The sequence below is a fragment of the Xenorhabdus yunnanensis genome (assembly GCF_028598805.1).
Classification (GTDB): Bacteria; Pseudomonadota; Gammaproteobacteria; order Enterobacterales; family Enterobacteriaceae; genus Xenorhabdus; species Xenorhabdus yunnanensis.
On sequence record NZ_JAQRFI010000047.1, the window covers coordinates 1 to 19,289 of the forward strand.

A 19,289-nucleotide genomic window follows, 5' to 3' on the forward strand; every position below is an offset into this window, starting at 1 on the left:
TTTCGGTCAGTTGTTTATAGGTCATAGCGCATTTTCCTTTGGCGAGAAAGATGCCTACTATAGCAACTGACCGCCTTTCTTAGAAATTGCACTTATTAGGTGAATCCACGTTTTATAAAGTAAAATAAGAGCCTATTCCGTTAGGCTCTAACTGTGATTATTCAGCATTTCCCTCAAAAAAATATTTATTCCAAATTCGTTGATAAGTACCATTCGCTTTTATCTCAGTAATGGCTTTATCTACTGCGGCTTTTAATTCAGTATCACTTTTACGCAGCAGTACAGCGATTTTTGCAGTCTGAGTATCCGTAACAACAATTTTTACCGGCGCATCCGGCCGATGTTTTTTGTAATCGAGATAAGAAAGTTTATCGTTGATTGTTGCATCTGCCCGGCTAGTGCTTACCAGTTCTATTTCCTGACTGAAGCCATTAGTGCCGATGATTATTGCACCGTAGTTGCGAGCAATCTGGGCAAAGTTATTGGTCAGGGTGTGTGCTGATTTTTTTCCTTTTAAGTCGCTAAACGTCTTAATGTCGTTGTTGTCTTTTCGGGTAATCAATACCGCTTCTGAAACCACATAAGGCAGGGAAAAGCTGTATTTTTTCTCGCGCTCTGGTGTCATGGCGATTTGGTTCATTACTGCATCGGAACGCCCGGCATCAAGGCCGCCAATCAGACCATCCCATTTACCTTCAATAAATTCCGGTTTCACTTTCATGCGTAATGCAATTTCACGACCGATTTCTACATCAAATCCAGTCAATTTCCCTGCGGCATCATGATAGCTGAATGGCGCATAAGCACCTTCTGTTCCAATTCTGAATATTCCCGTGGATTGAATATTATCAAGGGTGGATTGTGCATAAGCAAGATGAGAGATATTTAGTTGGAAGATGCTTACCAGTAGTATACTTATGATAGTTTTCATTATATCTCCGAAGGCTAAAATTAAAAATTATGTTTGCTATCATAACGGTGGCTACAAAGCCTTCGTATATAAAATAAAGTTATATTCTATTCATTTGTTTACTTCTATTAATATGGGTAAATATTTCACAGGTGCCAAAGGCACCTGTTTTATTAAATTAAAAGCGATATTGAATACCCGCTGTAATATTATAGTTAGTATTTGCAATTCCAGAAGCATCGCCGCTATCGTATAAATATATACCTTTTCCCCGATCCATCCATTCCAGCTCTCCTTTACCTTGAGTAAATTTATTCCAGCTAAATTCTGTGAATACCTTAGTATTCGGAGTAACATAATATCCGGCATTAATAGTGGCAGAATAGTAATGTGATTTACTGGTTTTATTACGGGCGGTGAGATCACGTAGATAATGATCATCATTACTTTTTGCTTGAACCCACGGGCTGAATTTTAGCAATCCATTAAATTCAAAATCGTGGTAACGGTATTGACCGATTAATCCTATATAGGGAGCACTGAATTTTTGTTTATAACCAATCCCTGGACCATTGGCATGAACTGGCTTATACCAGTCAATTATGCTTTCACTTTCATATAAGCCATGCATTCCAATTGCAGTCCAACTAAATCGGGTTTGCTGGTAACCTAATACGCCCCCGAAATTGTAGTTAGGTTGTTTTAGTAACCAGCCTTTTAAATTAATATCGAATTCATTGGCATAATTTAGGTTTGTGTTGGAATGGCTCCAGTTAGTCCACATTGCCTTTTCAGGACGTATCCAATCATAATCGTCCATACTGCTATGGCTTGATTTCAATGTTATCCAGCCACGTGCGTTCAGTGTTAAATTTGGCAGGGCATCCCACGAAATATCACCTTTGATAATAGGTGCATTATTAATTTTCCAATTTAGTTCGCTATTTTTATGTCCAGTCTGGGAGTCATAGATGTATTCGTCTGCTTGGCCCCAAAGCCCTCCTAATGAAGTGGTGACTGATACACTATCTGGGTTGAAGTTCAGAGATGCGGCAGTCGCAGTTGTGGCATATGCTAAAGTTAACGGGATGATGCATATGGCAATTTTATATTTTTTCATGTGTTATTCTCCATGATGATAAAAATGAATATGAATTTTATTTAAATGAATTACCTGTAATTCCTATATGATTGGATTTGAGTGTATAAGAAATGATTTTTATTATCTTATCTGTTGTAAATATATAATGGGATTTTTATCATAATTTTTATAAGCTTGCTACCTAAATTGATGCGATGGTTTATATTCTATTAAATATGCTGGTTTAATTAAATGATACTTATTAAAAATATTATTTGTTGGTAGAAATGCCGCAATTATTCAGAGTTGGTTTTTTGATTTCATTATGTTGTTAATGATAAAACGTTATTCCGCTCTGGATTCTTACCAAATTTTTGAATAAATTGTATATATTTAAGTTTGTTAATTGTTTTTTTAGGTTGGTTATAGAGGCTTATTTTATTAATTTATTTTTCTGAGAATTTAAATGTTCCAATGTGTAAAAATATTTACTACTGTTAGATTAATTTTACTCATTCATCATTAATGAATTGTTCTTATATTGAAGGGTGTCACAGATATTAATAAACATACTATTATACTATTAGGTTTATTATGTCTTATTTTTCAATCAGATAACTTGTTGGATATATCGTTATGATGATGTTAGCCGATTACTCTACAATTTTAAATATAGGTGCCAAGTGTTGAATCCGTTCTTTAGAAAAGGCATGGTTGATTCTTTGCCTGTCTGTGTCTCCTTTTTTCTTATGTTTGCGTCGATTGGTGCACTTTATCAAAATCATGGTGTTCCATTAACGGAAACATTGGTTGGATCATTGTTGATATATGCAGCACCGTTGCAGGTGGCTGCGGTAGGTTATCTGGCGGATGAAACAGTATTCTCTGTTATCATCTTGGCATTGTTGATTAATTTCCGTTTTTTCCTGATGGCAATGGTAATGTCACAGTATTTTCATGGTATCCCAAAGCGAAAGATCCTACCGTCGATGTTAGGATTCAGTGCCAGTACTTATACGGTGACGCATTCACATCTCTCTGCGGAAAATATTACGGATGGAAAATCCCAATTTAATTTTTATCTAGGGGTTGCCATCCCCTGCTTTGTGATAACATTTTGTGCCACTTTGTTGGGATATCTTTCGGCAGAACACCTGAATTATGAATCCGTTTCACTGTTTTTAGTGATGTTGGTTCCTATTCATTTCGCGTCTCTGACAGCCAAGCGTTCCGGTAAAGATATGTCCGTATTGGCGACGGTCATGGGCGGGTTGTGCGCCCCGTTATTGAATGAAGTGGATATGAAAGTCATGGATTTGGTCATCCCTATTTTATGTGGAATAGGAATTGCATTATGGGAGCGGAAAATTAGACAGGATAAAACATCATGATGCTGCTGATAGTATTAATGGGAGTGATAAGTCTTATATTAAGAACAGCGCCTTTCTTTATGAATAACAATCGGTTATTCAAAGGAAAGAGCTTGCTGATTACTTCACTGGATTATGCCATCTGTTTTATTCTGGGTACTATTATTGTCAATATATCATTAAATAATTTATCTATTAGTGAATTAATCGAACAGTTTAATATTAAATATGTGCTTGCATTATTGACGGTTGTTTTGGCTTATTTTATTAGCAAATATACTCATTCTATATTGAAAAGTTTGTTTCTGTCATTGGCGTTCTTTATGTTGATGCAATTTCTGTTGATGTAATATAGATGGGTGTGGGTTGTAAAATTAAAAAGCCACTACAATTTTATTTGCAGTGGCTTTACATGAATAAATTTCAATTAAGAAAAATTACAGAGCAGCGATAGTTTCTTTCTGCGCCAGTAATTTTTCTTTCGCTGCATTGTTAGTCGCCAGACGTTCGCGCTCTTTGGCAACAACCGCTTCCGGTGCGCGGCTGACAAAACCTTCGTTAGCCAGCTTGACTTCAATGCTGCTGATCTCTTTATCCAGTTTCTCGATTTCTTTATCCAGACGTGCCAGTTCTGCATCTTTATCGATCAGACCTGCCATTGGGATCAGCACTTCTGCCCCATTGATCAGTTTGGTGACAGAAACAGGCGCTTCTTCTCCTGCTGCCAATACGGTAACGGAAGCAAGACGGCCCATCGCCTGAATGAAGTTGAGGTTTTCAGCAACGCGGCGTTGTGCATCGTCATTCGCATCACGCAGCAGAACTTCCAGCGGCTTGCTTGGTGCAATATTCATTTCTGCACGAATATTACGTACCGCAATGATCGCTTCCTTGATCCACTCCAGATCGTCCAGTGCCAGTTCATCAACTTTCGTCTGATCAAATTCAGGGAAAGATTGCAGCATGATGGTATCGGCATCAATGCCTTTGACCACTTTCACACGTTGCCAGATGGTTTCTGTAATGAATGGAATGATTGGATGTGCCAGACGCAGCAAACCTTCCAACACTTCAATCAGCGTATGGCGAGCCGCACGGACTTCTGCTTCTGATCCTTTGTTAATAGCTGGTTTTGACAGTTCGAGATACCAGTCACAGAATTGGTTCCACGTGAATTCGTAAAGAATGTTCGCAGCGATGTCGAAACGGTAGGTATCCAGCGCTTCGCGGTAGGTTTTAACGGTCTGGTTGAATTCTGCCAGAATCCAGCGATCTGCCAGTGATAGCGACATTTCACCACCGTTCTGGCCGCAATCCTGCCCTTCAGTGTTCATCAGCACGAAGCGGCTGGCGTTCCACAGCTTGTTACAGAAGTTGCGATAACCTTGCAGACGCTTCATGTCCCAGTTGATATCACGGCCGGTAGAAGCCAGAGCTGCCAATGTGAAACGCAGGGCATCAGTACCGTGGGCTTCAATGCCTTCCGGGAACTGTTTTTCAGTACGCTTGCGGATTTTCTCAGCCAGTTGTGGCTGCATCATATTGCCGGTACGTTTTTCCAGCAGTGTTTCCAGTGAGATACCGTCGATCATATCCAGCGGATCGATAACGTTCCCTTTGGATTTCGACATCTTCTGACCTTCGTCATCGCGGATCAGACCTGTCATGTAGACGGTCTTGAATGGCACTTGCGGCTTGCCGTTTTCATCTTTGATGAAGTGCATGGTCATCATGATCATGCGGGCAATCCAGAAGAAGATGATGTCGAAGCCACTGACCAGCACATTGGTTGGATGGAAGGTTTTCAGCGCCTCAGTCTGCTCAGGCCAGCCAAGTGTGGAGAATGTCCACAGGCCAGAGGAGAACCATGTATCCAGTACATCTTCGTCTTGGGTCAGGGTGGTCTCTGTGCTCAGATTGTTTTCACGGCGAACTTCTTCTTCATCGCGACCAACATAGACGTTGCCTTGTGCGTCATACCATGCCGGAATGCGATGGCCCCACCACAATTGGCGGGAGATACACCAATCCTGAATATCACGCATCCAAGAGTAGTACATGTTTTCGTACTGTTTTGGTACGAACTGGATATCACCGTTCTCAACCGCTTCAATCGCCACTTTTGCCAGTGGTGCGGTGCGGACGTACCATTGGTCAGTCAGCATCGGCTCGATAACTACACCGCCACGGTCGCCGTAAGGCACGGTCAGGTCATGAGGTTTGATTTCAACCAGCAGTCCCTGTTTTTCGAACTCTGCCACAATCGCTTTACGGGCAGAAAAACGCTCTATACCGCGATATTCAGCAGGGATATCAGACGAATACACATCAGAAGCTTCGCCATTGGTGTCGAATACTTCTGCGGTTTCGCGGATATCGCCGTCAAAGGTCAGGATATTGATCATCGGCAGATTGTGGCGCTTACCGACTTCGTAGTCATTGAAATCGTGGGCTGGGGTGATTTTCACGCAGCCAGTGCCTTTTTCCATATCTGCGTGTTCATCACCAACGATAGGAATACGGCGGTTCACCAATGGTAGAAGGATTTCTTTGCCAATCAGATCCTTGTAACGCGGATCCTCCGGGTTAACCGCAACGCCGGTATCCCCCAGCATGGTTTCTGGACGGGTTGTGGCAACAATCAGGTATTCTTTGCCTTCTGCGGTCTTAGCGCCGTCAGCCAGCGGATAGCGCAGGTGCCACATGGAACCTTTTACTTCACGGTTTTCGACTTCCAGATCAGAAATCGCCGTGCGCAGTTTCGGGTCCCAGTTCACCAGACGCTTGCCACGGTAAATCAGATCTTCTTGATACAGGCGGACGAAGGCTTCTTTAACCGCTTTGGACAGCCCCTCATCCATGGTGAAGCGCTCACGCTCCCAATCCACGGAGTTACCCAGGCGACGCATCTGGTTGGAGATATTGCCACCCGATTCTGCTTTCCATTGCCAAATTTTGTCGATAAAGGCTTCACGACCGTAATCATGGCGGGTTTTACCTTCTTCCGCTGCGATCTTACGCTCAACAACCATTTGGGTTGCGATGCCTGCGTGGTCAGTTCCCGCTTGCCACAGGGTGTTTTTCCCCTGCATGCGTTGGTAACGCACCATGGTATCCATAATCGTCTGCTGGAATGCGTGCCCCATGTGCAGGCTGCCAGTGACGTTTGGTGGCGGAATGACGATGCAGAAACTTTCACGGCTGGTATCGCCATTCGGCTTGAAGTAACCACTCTGTTCCCAGTGGCTATAAAGAGGTTGCTCTATCTCTGTCGGATTATACGTTTTATCGAGAGATGGCTCAGATTGCGTTTGATTAGCGGGTGTCTTTTCCATTGTGTCTTGATATTTAATAGGTTGGCGGGGTTGCCATGGTCAAATTAAAGCCGACGCTACGATAGGATTTATATCGTTCGCGCGCTAACTGTTTCAGATTTTCATCAATAGGAACGAAGTCTATCACTTCATGGAAAGCTGTGGCAAAGTCTGCAAAATGAGGAAGCAGTGTTACCAGTACATCGCGGGGAGCATTGCCTCTTTTTTGTGGCCAGCATAATTCTACAGGTGCGCCATAACGAGGGCCTTCTCCGGCAAGATTGTGCGGTACAAATTGACCCGGCTCCCGTTGCCATAATGCTTCGTCCAATTTTTCAGCCTGTTGCTGACTTTCACAAGCAATCAGAACCCGCTTCCCTGCACGCCATTGGTCAGCAGCAAGCTGACATGCCAGCCATTCATGTGGCTGTAGATCATCTGACGATGATTGTTCCGGTAACTGGTTTTCCAATAACTGGTTTTCCAACAAATAGAAGATGGCGTTTTTCATAGTTTCTTGGTTGCAAGATTACGGGAAATAGTGACGGAAAAGGGTATTGCAATTGCAATACCCTTAATTCCATTTATTCCCTTAATACCTTTGTGTCATATTTTTATCGAGCTTATCGAACAAAATATGAGGCCGGGGCATTAATCATCAGAATTCAAACCTGAACGATTTAACAGGAATTGTGACAGGAGCGCAACCGGACGACCTGTTGCTCCTTTCGCTTTACCTGAACGCCACGCTGTACCAGCAACATCCAGATGTGCCCAGTTGTATTTGGTAGCGAAGCGGGACAGGAAAGCTCCTGCGGTAATTGCGCCACCAGAACGTCCGCACGCGTTTACCATATCCGCAAAATTGGATTCTAACTGTTCGGTATATTCATCACCCAACGGCAGACGCCATGCGCGATCTCCTGCTTGCTCTGAAGCATTCAGCAGCTCATGCGCCAGTGGATTATGGTTGGACATCAGGCCCGTGTAATGACCGCCGAGAGCGACGACACAAGCGCCTGTCAGGGTTGCCACATCAATGACCAATTCCGGTTCAAAACGCTCAACATAAGTCAGCGCATCACACAGTACCAAACGGCCTTCCGCATCGGTGTTTGTCACTTCAACGGTCTGACCGGACATGGTGGTCAAAACATCTCCAGGACGATAAGCTCGTCCGCCGGGCATGTTTTCACAACCTGCCAGAACGCCGATGATATTGATTGGCAATTCCAGCTCGGCAACAACACGCATGGCACCATAAACGGAAGCTGCGCCGCACATGTCATATTTCATCTCATCCATGCCTTCGGATGGCTTGATAGAGATACCGCCGGAATCAAAAGTCAGCCCTTTGCCAACCAGTACGATAGGTTTCGCATTGGCATCTTTGCTGCCTTTATATTCCATGACTGCCATCAAAGATTCATTCTGCGAACCTTGACCAACCGCCAGATAAGAATTCATGCCCAACTCTTTCATCTGCTCTTCACCAATCACTTTGGTTGTCAGATTGATAGTATTGTCAGCAAGCTGGCGTGCCTGTGATGCTAAATAGGCGGCATTACAGATATTGGGTGGCATATTGGCCAGATCTTTCGTTGCCTTGATGCCTGATGCAATGGCAAGACCGTGCTTAATGGCACGTTCACCGCTGGTCAGTTCACGGCGTGTCGGTACATTGAACACCATTTTGCGCAGTGGACGGCGCAGTTCATTTTTGTTGCTCTTGAGTTGATCGAAAACATATAGTGACTCTTTGGCTGTTTCGACTGCCTGACGTACTTTCCAATAATTGTTGCGTCCCTTCACATGCAGTTCTGTCAAGAAACAAACTGCTTCCATTGAACCGGTTTCATTGAGGGTACTGATCGTTTTCTGGATAATTTGCTTATACTGGCGTTCGTCCAGTTCACGCTCTTTTCCACAACCAACCAGCAAAATACGTTCAGACAATACATTAGGAACATGATGCAGCAACAAGGTTTGACCTACCTTGCCTTCAAGTTCACCACGGCGCAATAAGGCACTGATATAGCCGTTACTTATTTTGTCAAGTTGCTCTGCGATAGGGGAAAGGCGGCGGGGTTCAAACACGCCGACAATAATACAGGCACTACGCTGTTTCTCCGGGCTACCGCTTTTTACACTAAACTCCATGCGTTCTCCTGAATCTTAAAGACAAAGACGGATACAATCGCTAAAATATCACGTTGCGCATTAATTCATCCCAAAGAAAAGTAACTGTTATGTTAAGCTGAGCATATTATTTTTTGGTACTTAGCTAACAATAAGTATGTTCTAATTGGGAACCAATATATGGGATGCTTTGGTATCATTTTAGCTATGGGGAAGCCAAATTGATTCATATAAATGGTAGATATACGACGAAGTTAGCGACTTTCCTGCAAAAAGACAAGTTTTCACAGGCGTAATAAGCGTGATCATCATTAGATATCTAGTACGGGAAACCCTGAAAAGCCAAATTGCAATACTTTTCATCTTATTGCTGATCTTTTTCAGTCAGAAATTAGTTGAGGTGTTGAGTGCGGCGGTAGAAGGAAATATTCCTACAAATTTGGTTCTATCGTTGTTAGGTTTAGGTTTGCCAGATATGGCGCAGCTTATTTTGCCCCTGAGTTTATTTCTCGGGGTATTAATGACGTTCAGCAAACTCTATACCGAAAGTGAAATCACCGTTATGCATGCCTGTGGGTTGGGCAAAAGTGCATTGGTGAAATCAGCTCTTATTCTGGCTCTACTTACATCAGCGTTGGCGGCTGCCAACGTTATCTGGCTCACTCCGTGGTCTTCAAAATATAAAGAACAAGTAGTGGCGGATGTAAAAGCCAATCCAAGCCTGGCAGCAATTATGGAAGGGCGGTTCAAGTCTTCTCGTGATGGCAACATGGTGCTTTATATCGGCAATGTGAAGGGCAATACGTTCGAAAATGTTTTTCTGGCTCAGCTCCGCCCGGCGAATGACCAGCGTCCTTCCATAGTGCTTGCGGATGGTGGACATATGGAAGAGCGCCCGAATGGTAACCAAGTGGCGGTACTCCATAAGGGGACGCGCTATGAAGGTACAGCGCAGTTGCGTGATTTCCGCATTACTGAGTTCAAGGATTATCAGGCAGTGATTGGGCATCAAAGCGCAGATATCGATGGCAACAAAGTTGAACAAAAATCGATTGAGCAGCTTTGGCATGACACTGACAATGATTCCCGTTCAGAATTTCACTGGCGCCTGACGTTGATTGTCTCGGTGCTGATCATGGCGCTGATGGTCGTTCCGTTGAGTGCCGTGAATCCGCGTCAGGGGCGGATACTCAGTATGTTGCCAGCCATGTTGCTTTACCTGATTTTCTTTCTGCTGCAAAGTTCCCTGCGTTCCAATGGGGGGAAAGGCAAACTTGATCCTATGTTCTGGATGTGGCTGGTCAACGGAGCGTATTTTGCCTTAGCTGTGGTGCTTAATCTGTGGGATACCGTACCCATGCGCAGACTGCGTTCACGCTTTAAGAGTCAAGGAGCGTCATGATGTTTGGGGTATTGGATAGATATATCGGCCGTACAATCCTGCAAACCATCCTGATGACTTTGTTCATGCTGGTATCCCTTTCCGGCATCATCAAATTTGTCGATCAGTTGCGCAAGGTCGGGCAGGGGGAATATACCGCATTTTCTGCCGGTATTTACACACTGTTGAGTATTCCCAAAGATATTCAGATCTTCTTTCCCATGGCCGCCTTACTCGGCGCGCTATTGGGCTTGGGAGCTCTGGCAACGCGCAGTGAGCTGGTGGTGATGCAGGCTTCTGGCTTTACCCGCCTGCAAGTGGCGGGTTCTGTCATGAAAACGGCGATCCCATTGGTCTTGCTGACGATGGTCATCGGTGAATGGGTTGCTCCACAAGGAGAGCAGCTTGCCCGTAATTATCGCTCCCAAAAAATGTTCGGCGGCTCACTGATGTCCACGACCAAAGGTTTGTGGGCGAAAGATGGGCAGGACTTTGTCTATATAAAGAGCGTGGGCAAGGATAATTCTCTGAATGGCATCAGCATCTATCATATTGATAAAAATAAAAAATTGCTGTCCGTTAGATATGCTGCTTCGGCGGTATATGACAAAGATAACCATCAATGGAAATTATCTCAGGTTGAAGAGTCTGATTTAATGCAGGGTGGGCGAATCACGGGATCACAGCGTTTATCGGCAGAATGGAAAAGCCGGCTGACACCTGAAAAGCTGGGAGTGGTTTCCCTTGATCCTGAGGCGCTCTCTATTCGTGATTTGCACCAATACATCACATATCTGAAGCAGGGACAGCAAGATGCCGGACGTTACCAGCTCAATATGTGGAAGAAGGTTTTTGCACCTTTATCGGTTGCTGTGATGATGCTGATGGCACTTTCTTTTGTTTTCGGGCCACTGCGCAGCGTGCCAATGGGATTCAGGGTAGTTGTGGGGATCAGCATGGGCTTTGTTTTCTATGTCTTAAATGAGATATTCGGCCCGCTCAGTCTGGTTTATAGCATGCCGCCGATATTGGGCGCACTGTTGCCAAGTTTGTTGTTCTTTGGGGTGAGTGTTTACTTACTGTTACACAAGAAGACATAACAGACTGAATTTCATTACACTTATTTTTCCATCATGACCAATCAGAGTATTAGCTGTGTAATACTCTGATTGGTATCTGGCGTTATTTTATTAATAACGAAACTAAATTTGATTATGATTGCGCGCCAATGCTGCAACTAACTCATTAACCCCACTTGTCACGCGGCTAAATTTACTTTGCTCCTTACGTGTCATCACCACAAATACGCCGATATTTTGTTCAGGTATCATCGCCATATAAGAATTAAATCCGCCACCGCCACCGGTTTTCTGGTAAATGCCGGGAACATCGCCTTTGGCCTCCATATAGACCCAGCCAAGCCCGATACCATCCGCCAGACCTGCTACATCCATCCCTTTGATTGACGTCAGATCAGCGCGTTTAAAGTAAATACCTTGTTCACGGCTGGCAGTCTGTTTTCTCAATTGATTATGGGAAGATAAAAACTGCTGCATCCAGCGCTGCATATCTGCGGGGGTGGAATAAATTCCGCCACTGCCCGCGGCGGCAATGGTATTTACGCAAGGGCTGGGTTTAAACCCTGCCATCAAACGGGCACATTGGGATTGCGAGGGTGTCAGTGTTGTATCCTTCATGTGATAAGGGCGGGTAATCTCCTCTTGCAACAGGCGGGTATAGGGTTTTTTCGTCGCTTTGGAAAGGGCATCTGCCAATAAATCATAGGCCAGATTGGAATAAGAAGCTGTCGTGCCGGGCGTGGCATCTAACCCTGCGGTTTGCAGCCAAGCCCAGCGGTTCGATTGAGTCGGCCAGATAAACACAGGACGTCCCCATTTCCCACCCGGTTGTTCTCGTGGTAACCCGCTGGTATGGCTTGCCAGATGATACAGTCGGATTGGCTGACCTACACCATAATCCGGTACATGAACACCGTAATAAGTGTACTTTTGAAGCGGATCGGTAGTCTTAAGACGTTTCTTTTGTGCCAATTTAATCATGACCTCACTGGTCATCAATTTAGTAATAGAAGCAATACGAATCAAAGAGTCCTGCCGTGGCCGAACGCCGCTCCTTGGATAAGTTTCCCCAAAACTGCGATGCACAACCTGATTATTGTCGATCACCACCATTGCCATTCCCAAAGGATTGCCTTCATCAAAGATGGATTGCGAATACTGATCGACCAGCGCGGTAGACATTTTCTTGATCTTACCGTTACCCTCGAAAACTTCCCACTTTGCCGATTGCGCATTGAATTGCTTAAATTTGCTCTGGTTTGAATTATTAGAATCCGCACAAGCTGACATCACCCACGCCAGGGCGGAAACTGTACACAGTTTATATAGCCGTTTTTTCATTTTTGGATTAACCAATCAGGGAGCGTTCACGTGGGGAAAGTAAAGCCGTTATTTGTTTTTCTTAAATACCGCGATAATGGCGCCGATAACGATACCTACCAGAATACCTGTGAAAATCCAACTGATAATAGTCATGATAATTTACCTCATAGCAGTGTATTGTTTGGAATTATATAAGGAGTTTGTAGGTTGTCTATTGGCAGGACAGGATTGTGAGAGAGGAATTTTGCGATGTAGTAGTAAAGAGGGTTGTATTTTGAACTGCATTGGTCAAAAAAAGTCATGAATGATTCTTTTTTCGGCATTTAAACAAAATTGAAAGGATAAGTGTTGCGAACGTTCTTCTTACAGGTATAATCACCTCCGTTCTCCGAACCCTTCAGTGCCGAAGTGGCGAAATCGGTAGACGCAGTTGATTCAAAATCAACCGCCTTCGGGTGTGCCGGTTCGAGTCCGGCCTTCGGCACCATTCGTTAGTTTTCTAACGTCTACCCAAGTCTACAAAATCCCTAAAAACCCCAATAAATCAACAAAGTTCGTTATTTTGACGTCTCCTATGGTATGTTGCAATCAACATGCACCAAGGGGCATAATTTGGGGCACTTACACTTCGATTTTAAATGTGCCCCAAAAATGAAACTAAACGCCCGACAAATCGAGACTGCGAAACCTAAAGAGAAATCCTATAAATTAGCGGATGGTGCTGGCTTATATCTCGAAATTACTCCGCGCGGTTCTAAATACTGGCGCATGAAATATCATCAGCCCTGCTGATAAAAAAGAAGATCGGCTGGCTTTTGGTGTTTATCCTGCCGTTTCATTAGCTGATGCTCGTGCCAAACGGGATGAAGCCAAAAAATTGCTTGCTCAAGGTATTGATCCCAAAGCAGAGAAGAAAGACGCGCAAGCCGAATTAAAGGGTGCATATACCTTTGAACGCATCGCCCGTGAATGGCACGCAAGCAATAAACGGTGGAGCGAAGACCATCGAGAGCGGATGATGCGAGGTTTCGAGCAATACATTTTCCCCTATATTGGTACTCTCGATATTCGCACTTTGCGAACCAGCCAACTGTTAGCACCGATCAAAGCCGTTGATACAGATGGTAAGCACGACATAGCCCAGAGATTACAGCAACATGTTACTGCCATCATGCGTTATGCAGTTCAAAATGACATCCTTGAATATAGCCCTGCCAATGATATGGCGGGTACTCTCACCATAGTAAAACCCAAACATCACCCTGCATTATCCCATGAACGTTTACCCGAATTTCTCACCCGTCTTTCCTGTTACCGTGGGCGCTTACTGACCAAAATTGCGGTAGAACTGACGTTATTAACGTTTGTTCGTTCCAGTGAGATGAGATTTGCCAGTTGGAAAGAAATAGATCTTGAAAGGGCTATTTTGGCACATACCTACAACAAGAAAAACCCTTGAAGGAGTTAAGTAATTTCAGCGTGGTATGAAAATGAAAACTAAACATATTGTGCCGTTGAGTCGTCAGGTTGTATCTTGGTGTTAAACCTCCTTTTGTACGCTCCATAGCTTGATTACCGCTTTTAGCACCCGCTCCATGCGCCTTTACGCCCCGGTAAATGCGGCTCCAGTAAGTGCCAAATATGATCTGAAATATCATGACGATATTATCTAGCAAAGGGACTTGTATTCGAAGCTGACAACATTCATTATATAAATAATAACATTATGCAATAATTTGCATAACATATAATTTATCATAGATATTATTATCCTGTTACCTTATAGGGGACTTGAATGCTGTCTTATTTCCTGAAACAGGTCCGTAGTTATCCGGACAAGATCGCTATCCTCACATCTGAAAAAGAACTCAATTACCGTACACTCAAACTGCAAGCAGCCACCGTTGCGGGCTCGCTACGGTCACTTGGGATAATGCATGAAGAGCCTATTGCGATCCTGCTGCCGCCGGGCATTGAACAAATCACGAGCCAGCTTGCCATTCTTATGGCTGGCGGAAGCTGCGTGCCTCTCGACCCGAATGTACCTCCAGCGCGCCTAAACGACATGTTGGATGATCTGGCCGTGAGATGGACCATTACCGATTCGCCAGACAGCTCCCCTCAATTACACACCACATTCGTTTCATTTTACGATCTTCTTGAAGGAGAAGGCTTAGACAAAACCAATAGCGAGATTGCTTGTCTGGCTCCACATCATAGAACCCATGTTCTCTTTACCTCGGGCACGACCGGCAAGCCGAAAGGCGTGCAGATCGAGGGAAAAAGCATCATGCGGGTTGTCGTTGATACGGCATATATACGCCTCACGCCTGAAGACCGCATTGCCTGCACCTGCAATCCGACATTTGATATCTCATTGTTCGAGATCTGGGGTGCACTCCTCAATGGTGCAACGGCTTTCGTGTTCCACAAAAAGGATGTGCTGAACATAGAGTATTTTCAAGCCGAACTGGCGAGGAGAGAAATCTCTATAGTCTTCGTTACGGCAACGCTCTTCAATCTGATCGCGAAAACATACCCCCAGGCATTCCGCGATGTTCGCTATCTTCTGATAGGTGGCGAAGCGCTCAATGCCCACACGGTGAAGCTGGTTCTGGAAGCGGGCGCTCCCCCCCAACACCTTCTTAATGGGTATGGTCCAACGGAAAGCACCATATTTGCGCTTTCACACGATATCAGTCTGGACGATCTGGTTGATGGCAGTGTCCCTATCGGACGACCGATCAACCGTACCAGTGCATTCATTTTGGATGATAATCTGGTGCCGCTGGCGCCAGGAAACCTGGGACAACTCTATCTCGGTGGAGAGGGACTCTCGCGGGGATACTGGAACCGTGACGAGCTGAATGCCGATCGTTTCGTACATGTTACTATCCCCGGACATTCCCTGCCGATTCGGCTTTACAAGACGGGGGATCTCAGCTGGCAGCGTGATGATGGCGTCTTCATGTTCTCAGGCCGCATCGACAGCCAGGTGAAGATACGAGGTCACCGTATCGAACTGGAAGAAATCGAAGTTCAGCTTCTAAAAAGCAAGGAGATCCGCTTGGCCAAGGTCTGCGCCGTGAAGAACGAGGGTGAAGACGATTTCCTTGCCGCATTCGTTGTTCCTCGGTCTCCGAACGCTTTCGACCGAGAGCGGCTTACACGGGAATTGGGTGAGTATCTGCCCGCATACATGCTGCCTCGTCTTTTTGTCGTTGAGGATATCCCTATGACGCCACATGGAAAGGCAGACCAGCACAAACTCATGGCGCTGCTCACAGAGCAAACACTGTCTGAGGAGCGCCCCGCTGGCTTCAACGATACCGAGTATGCGGTGTATCGCATTTGGAGCAAAATCCTGAACAACAGCGAGATCTCGCTTGACGACAACTTCTTTCAAATGGGAGGCAGTTCCCTGCAAGCGTCGCGTCTTGTGATTGAACTTGCTCGTCAGTTCAAGCAGAATTTCTTGGTGCAGACCCTTTACGAGGTATCAAGCCTCCGCCAACTTGCCAAAATCGTTTCACAAGGCAATTCCCCACAGGCGCAGGATGAAATGGAGGAATGGTTACGCGACGGGCAACTACCGGACGATATCAGGCCATTACCGGAGGCACCGCAGAACTGGGCGCGTCTTGCTAACCCATCCATTTTTCTGACAGGCGTGACCGGCTTTCTGGGGGCGTTCTTCTTACGTGATCTCCTCACTCTCGAGAATATAAAAAACGTAGTTTGTCTTGTTCGAGCGAAAGACGATGCCACGGCACACCAACGCATTGAGAATACCCTTTCCAAGTACGGATTGTGGGAAACCTCATTCACCGGGCGCATTAGGGCCATCGCTGGTGACTTATCTCAACCCAGATTAGGGCTAAGCGAAAAACGCTACGACGAATTGGTCAACACGAGCGATGTCGTTTTTCATCTGGCCGCAAATGTCAACTACATTCATCCCTACCGGATGCAGCGCGTTTCCAACATCGATAGCACGCTGAACATTCTTCGTTTCGCCACACAAGGCAAAGCCAAAGCCGTGCATTACGTATCGACGATTGCAGCATTCGGTCCGGTGGGATTGCTGAACTCGACGACTCGTATCTACGAGAATGAGAGCCTCATTCCCTATATCGAGGGCCTGAAATATGATACCGGCTATGCACAGAGCAAATGGGTTGTAGAACAGCTCATCTGGCAGGCCCGGGACCTCGGTATCCCGTTGTCCGTCTATCGGCCGGGTTTCATTATGGGCGACAGCGTTAGCGGCGTCGGTAATCCGAATGACTTCGTCGCACGCCTGATGAAGGGGTGCATTACTATCGGCGCCTGTCCGGAACTGCCGCGTCAGTGGAAGGAGTTCGTCCCGGTTGACTATGTTAGTGCGGCGCTTTTGACTATCGCGACTGACATCCGGAACCTAGGTCAGGCTTACCACCTCGTCCCGGAGAGAGAGCAGTCCATTGACATTGATGAGTTCTTCCGCCTTTTAGAGGAATGTTATGGATCTCCATTGCAGCCACTCCCTTACAACGAATGGCTCTCCAGGCTGACTGCCGATCCTCATTTAGACGACAATGCATTGTTGCCCTTGCTACCAATGCTTGCTGAGCGCGTCTACCAGCAGCTAACCCGATGGGAGGTAAATGAAAACATGCCGATCTATGATACCAAGAATACGAATTCAGCATTGGCTAATGCAGCAAATCCGGTGCATTTCACTCCAATGGGAAAAGAATTACTCTCAAAGTACCTCGCCTATTACCTTCCCAAAAGCGGTCAATAGAACTCTTGGCTACCTGACAATAGTCAGGTAGCTTTTCATAGTGCGCCGAGCATGGCGCGTAACGCCTTGAACGGCGCTGTCTGTTAACGGTGGTAGCTAACTATAACGATGCGTTTTTTCTGGACAAGAACAAGACCCACCCCACATAATGCCGCAAATTCTGATTCTGAGTTGTAGTTTACAACTAAATTAAGTTCACGATTTTTATATGTGAAAAATTGGCGCTCATTAATATCAGTGATATTGATAACAGAAGTGGATATATAACTACTGGAGGCTGTTATGAAACTTTTGGATTTGGGAAATAGAATTTGTATTATGGGGCCTTCAAATAGCGGTAAATCTACGCTTGCTAATGCCATCTCCATAAAATGTAATTTAAAAGTGGTTCACCTGGATCAGCTTTTTCATCTACCAAATACAAACTGGCAGGAACGTCCTGTAGATGAATTCATCTCATTGCATGATATGGCAATAAAGGAAGACAGTTGGGTCATAGACGGAAACTATAGAAAATGTCTACCGCAGCGTCTCTCCAGAGCGACAGGCGTCATTTTATTAGATATCTCAACGCCATCAAGCCTGCTGCGTTATGCAAACAGAACTCTTTTCCAACATAACCGCTATGGTGGTCTGGAAGGCAATAAAGACAGCATCAAATGGAATATGATCCATCATATTACTGTTGTCACACCAAAAAGCAGAAAACGTTATGCTGCATTGTTTGAGCAATTGACGATACCTAAGATTAAACTGACTTCTATTAAAGAAATTAAGGAACCGTTTGATGAATGGGGGCTTATTCAGTAACTATTTCTGTAAATTATCTTTCGTTATATAAATAATAATTTTTTCACGATATTTATCTAAATACATTTTTTATGGGTTTTGTGCGAAAAATAGCCATTGCGGGTAAAATTATACCTGCCTCATCAGGAGGTTCTTCCGCTGTTATTGTCTAAGCATTAGAAGAGTTGGGAAATCTGAGCACAAAACTCAATCCCGACAATACATCCGAAAAAGTCTCGCCAAATGTTCTCCTGAGGGTGTCAGTTTTGTATCTCTCCGTTGAACAAGGCCAAAAATCGCGAACGGGAGTTGTTCTGCAAGGTTTAAAGCCACAAATTGCTGATCAAACAAAGCCTCATTAACCACATCGACTGCCACAATCGTTAAAAAGTCACTTTCGGCGACTAAGCTCATACAAGACATCAATGTTTCACACGTAACACTAAAGACTGGTGGTTTATTCAGCGATGAAAAGTTCTCAAATAAACTGCGATAATAAGTGCCTTTCGGCGTTGGCATCGTCCAGTCACAATCAACCAATTCTTCCAGACAGGTTGCATGCGTTTTTGGATGTCCTTTGCGTACAATCACTTTGTACTCTTTTTCCATCAACTTTTCGAAACTCAATTCTGCATCCAAACTGCCGGGATAATAGGTATTCACGGTAAAATCCAATTCACCTTGTCTGAGTTGAGGCAGCATAGTCAATAATTGCCCCTCTACAACCCTTAATTTTACCGTTGGGTAATCACGGTGAAACTGCGTAATTATCTTTGGCATAATTGTACGTGCAAGACTGCCTGCGACACCGATATTCACGACCCCACCAATTAAGCCAATGCTTTGTTGGATATCTTCCCGAGCAATTCTAAGCTCTTCAAGTATTAAGTTTGCGCGTTGTAGAAAACCTTTCCCACACTCTGTTAAATGAATACCCTGGTTACTGCGGATAAATAATTTCGCACCGAGTGCATCTTCCAACTCGCGTATTGATTTAGTCAAAGCAGGTTGGGAGAGTGATAGAAAACGGCTGGCCGCTCTGATGCTGCCATGACGATTGATTTCAACAAAAGCACGTAATTGATTTAGTTTTATTGGTGTTGCCATTGTTCTCTCT

At 44.8% G+C, this 19,289-nt stretch carries 13 protein-coding genes, 1 tRNA gene and 1 pseudogene; 8 read left to right on the plus strand and 7 right to left on the minus strand.

Going from position 1 to position 19,289, the window contains the following annotated elements; all coding sequences use genetic code 11:
* Positions 1–157: 157 nt before the first annotated feature.
* Entirely contained in the window at positions 158–931 is a 774-nt protein-coding gene (locus PSI23_RS16290; RefSeq protein ID WP_273556078.1) for an amino acid ABC transporter substrate-binding protein, read from the minus strand.
* Between the two features lie 157 nt (positions 932–1,088).
* The gene (locus PSI23_RS16295) at positions 1,089–2,030 is read right to left on the minus strand and encodes an omptin family outer membrane protease (RefSeq protein ID WP_273556079.1); all 942 of its coding nucleotides are present in this window, start codon (positions 2,028–2,030) and stop codon (positions 1,089–1,091) included.
* A 647-nt stretch (positions 2,031–2,677) separates the two neighbouring features.
* Here PSI23_RS16295 and PSI23_RS16300 point away from each other — a divergent pair.
* Together PSI23_RS16300 and PSI23_RS16305 are read left to right on the plus strand one after the other, a co-directional pair.
* Positions 2,678–3,382, plus strand: coding sequence for an AzlC family ABC transporter permease (locus tag PSI23_RS16300; protein WP_273556080.1), 705 nt, complete (start codon positions 2,678–2,680; stop codon positions 3,380–3,382).
* The gene (locus PSI23_RS16305; protein WP_273556081.1) at positions 3,379–3,711 is read left to right on the plus strand and encodes a hypothetical protein; all 333 of its coding nucleotides are present in this window, start codon (positions 3,379–3,381) and stop codon (positions 3,709–3,711) included. The genes PSI23_RS16300 and PSI23_RS16305 overlap by 4 nt, the downstream gene beginning before the upstream one ends.
* Before the next feature lie 87 nt (positions 3,712–3,798).
* On the opposite strand, the gene PSI23_RS16310 is transcribed toward PSI23_RS16305, so the two are convergent.
* From PSI23_RS16310 to pepA, 3 genes are all read right to left on the minus strand, one after another.
* Entirely contained in the window at positions 3,799–6,696 is a 2,898-nt protein-coding gene (locus tag PSI23_RS16310) for a valine--tRNA ligase (RefSeq protein ID WP_273556082.1), read from the minus strand.
* A 13-nt stretch (positions 6,697–6,709) separates the two neighbouring features.
* Positions 6,710–7,186: a DNA polymerase III subunit chi gene (locus PSI23_RS16315; RefSeq protein ID WP_273556083.1), complete on the minus strand. Its 477-nt coding sequence runs from the start codon at positions 7,184–7,186 to the stop codon at positions 6,710–6,712.
* Between the two features lie 140 nt (positions 7,187–7,326).
* Positions 7,327–8,835: a leucyl aminopeptidase gene (gene pepA, locus PSI23_RS16320; RefSeq protein WP_273556084.1), complete on the minus strand. Its 1,509-nt coding sequence runs from the start codon at positions 8,833–8,835 to the stop codon at positions 7,327–7,329.
* A 280-nt stretch (positions 8,836–9,115) separates the two neighbouring features.
* On the opposite strand from pepA, the gene lptF reads away from it, so the two are divergent.
* Positions 9,116–10,216, plus strand: a complete 1,101-nt coding sequence (lptF, locus tag PSI23_RS16325) for an LPS export ABC transporter permease LptF (RefSeq protein WP_273556085.1) — start codon at positions 9,116–9,118, stop codon at positions 10,214–10,216.
* Complete coding sequence (gene lptG / locus PSI23_RS16330) at positions 10,216–11,295, plus strand: LPS export ABC transporter permease LptG (protein WP_273556098.1); 1,080 nt, start codon at positions 10,216–10,218, stop codon at positions 11,293–11,295. The genes lptF and lptG overlap by 1 nt, the downstream gene beginning before the upstream one ends.
* 102 nt (positions 11,296–11,397) lie before the next feature.
* Here the strand turns inward: lptG and ampH are convergent, their stop codons facing one another.
* Positions 11,398–12,615: a D-alanyl-D-alanine-carboxypeptidase/endopeptidase AmpH gene (ampH, locus tag PSI23_RS16335; RefSeq protein WP_273556086.1), complete on the minus strand. Its 1,218-nt coding sequence runs from the start codon at positions 12,613–12,615 to the stop codon at positions 11,398–11,400.
* A gap of 384 nt (positions 12,616–12,999) precedes the next feature.
* On the opposite strand from ampH, the gene PSI23_RS16340 reads away from it, so the two are divergent.
* The 4 genes and pseudogenes from PSI23_RS16340 to PSI23_RS16355 all read left to right on the plus strand — a co-directional run bounded on the left by PSI23_RS16340 (position 13,000) and on the right by PSI23_RS16355 (position 18,193).
* Positions 13,000–13,084 (plus strand) — tRNA-Leu (locus PSI23_RS16340).
* Positions 13,085–13,248: 164 nt separating this feature from the next.
* Positions 13,249–14,132: pseudogene (locus PSI23_RS16345) on the plus strand (tyrosine-type recombinase/integrase); the annotation flags it as partial.
* 260 nt (positions 14,133–14,392) lie between these two features.
* Positions 14,393–17,383 (plus strand): non-ribosomal peptide synthetase, encoded by a 2,991-nt coding sequence (locus PSI23_RS16350; RefSeq protein ID WP_273556087.1) that lies wholly within the window; start codon positions 14,393–14,395, stop codon positions 17,381–17,383.
* Positions 17,384–17,665: 282 nt separating this feature from the next.
* A complete protein-coding gene (locus PSI23_RS16355; protein ID WP_273556088.1) occupies positions 17,666–18,193 on the plus strand; it encodes a P-loop NTPase family protein in 528 nt (175 codons plus the stop codon).
* Positions 18,194–18,379: 186 nt separating this feature from the next.
* Here PSI23_RS16355 and PSI23_RS16360 read toward each other — a convergent pair whose 3' ends face one another.
* Positions 18,380–19,279 (minus strand): LysR family transcriptional regulator, encoded by a 900-nt coding sequence (locus PSI23_RS16360; protein WP_273556089.1) that lies wholly within the window; start codon positions 19,277–19,279, stop codon positions 18,380–18,382.
* Between the last annotated feature and the right edge of the window lie 10 nt (positions 19,280–19,289).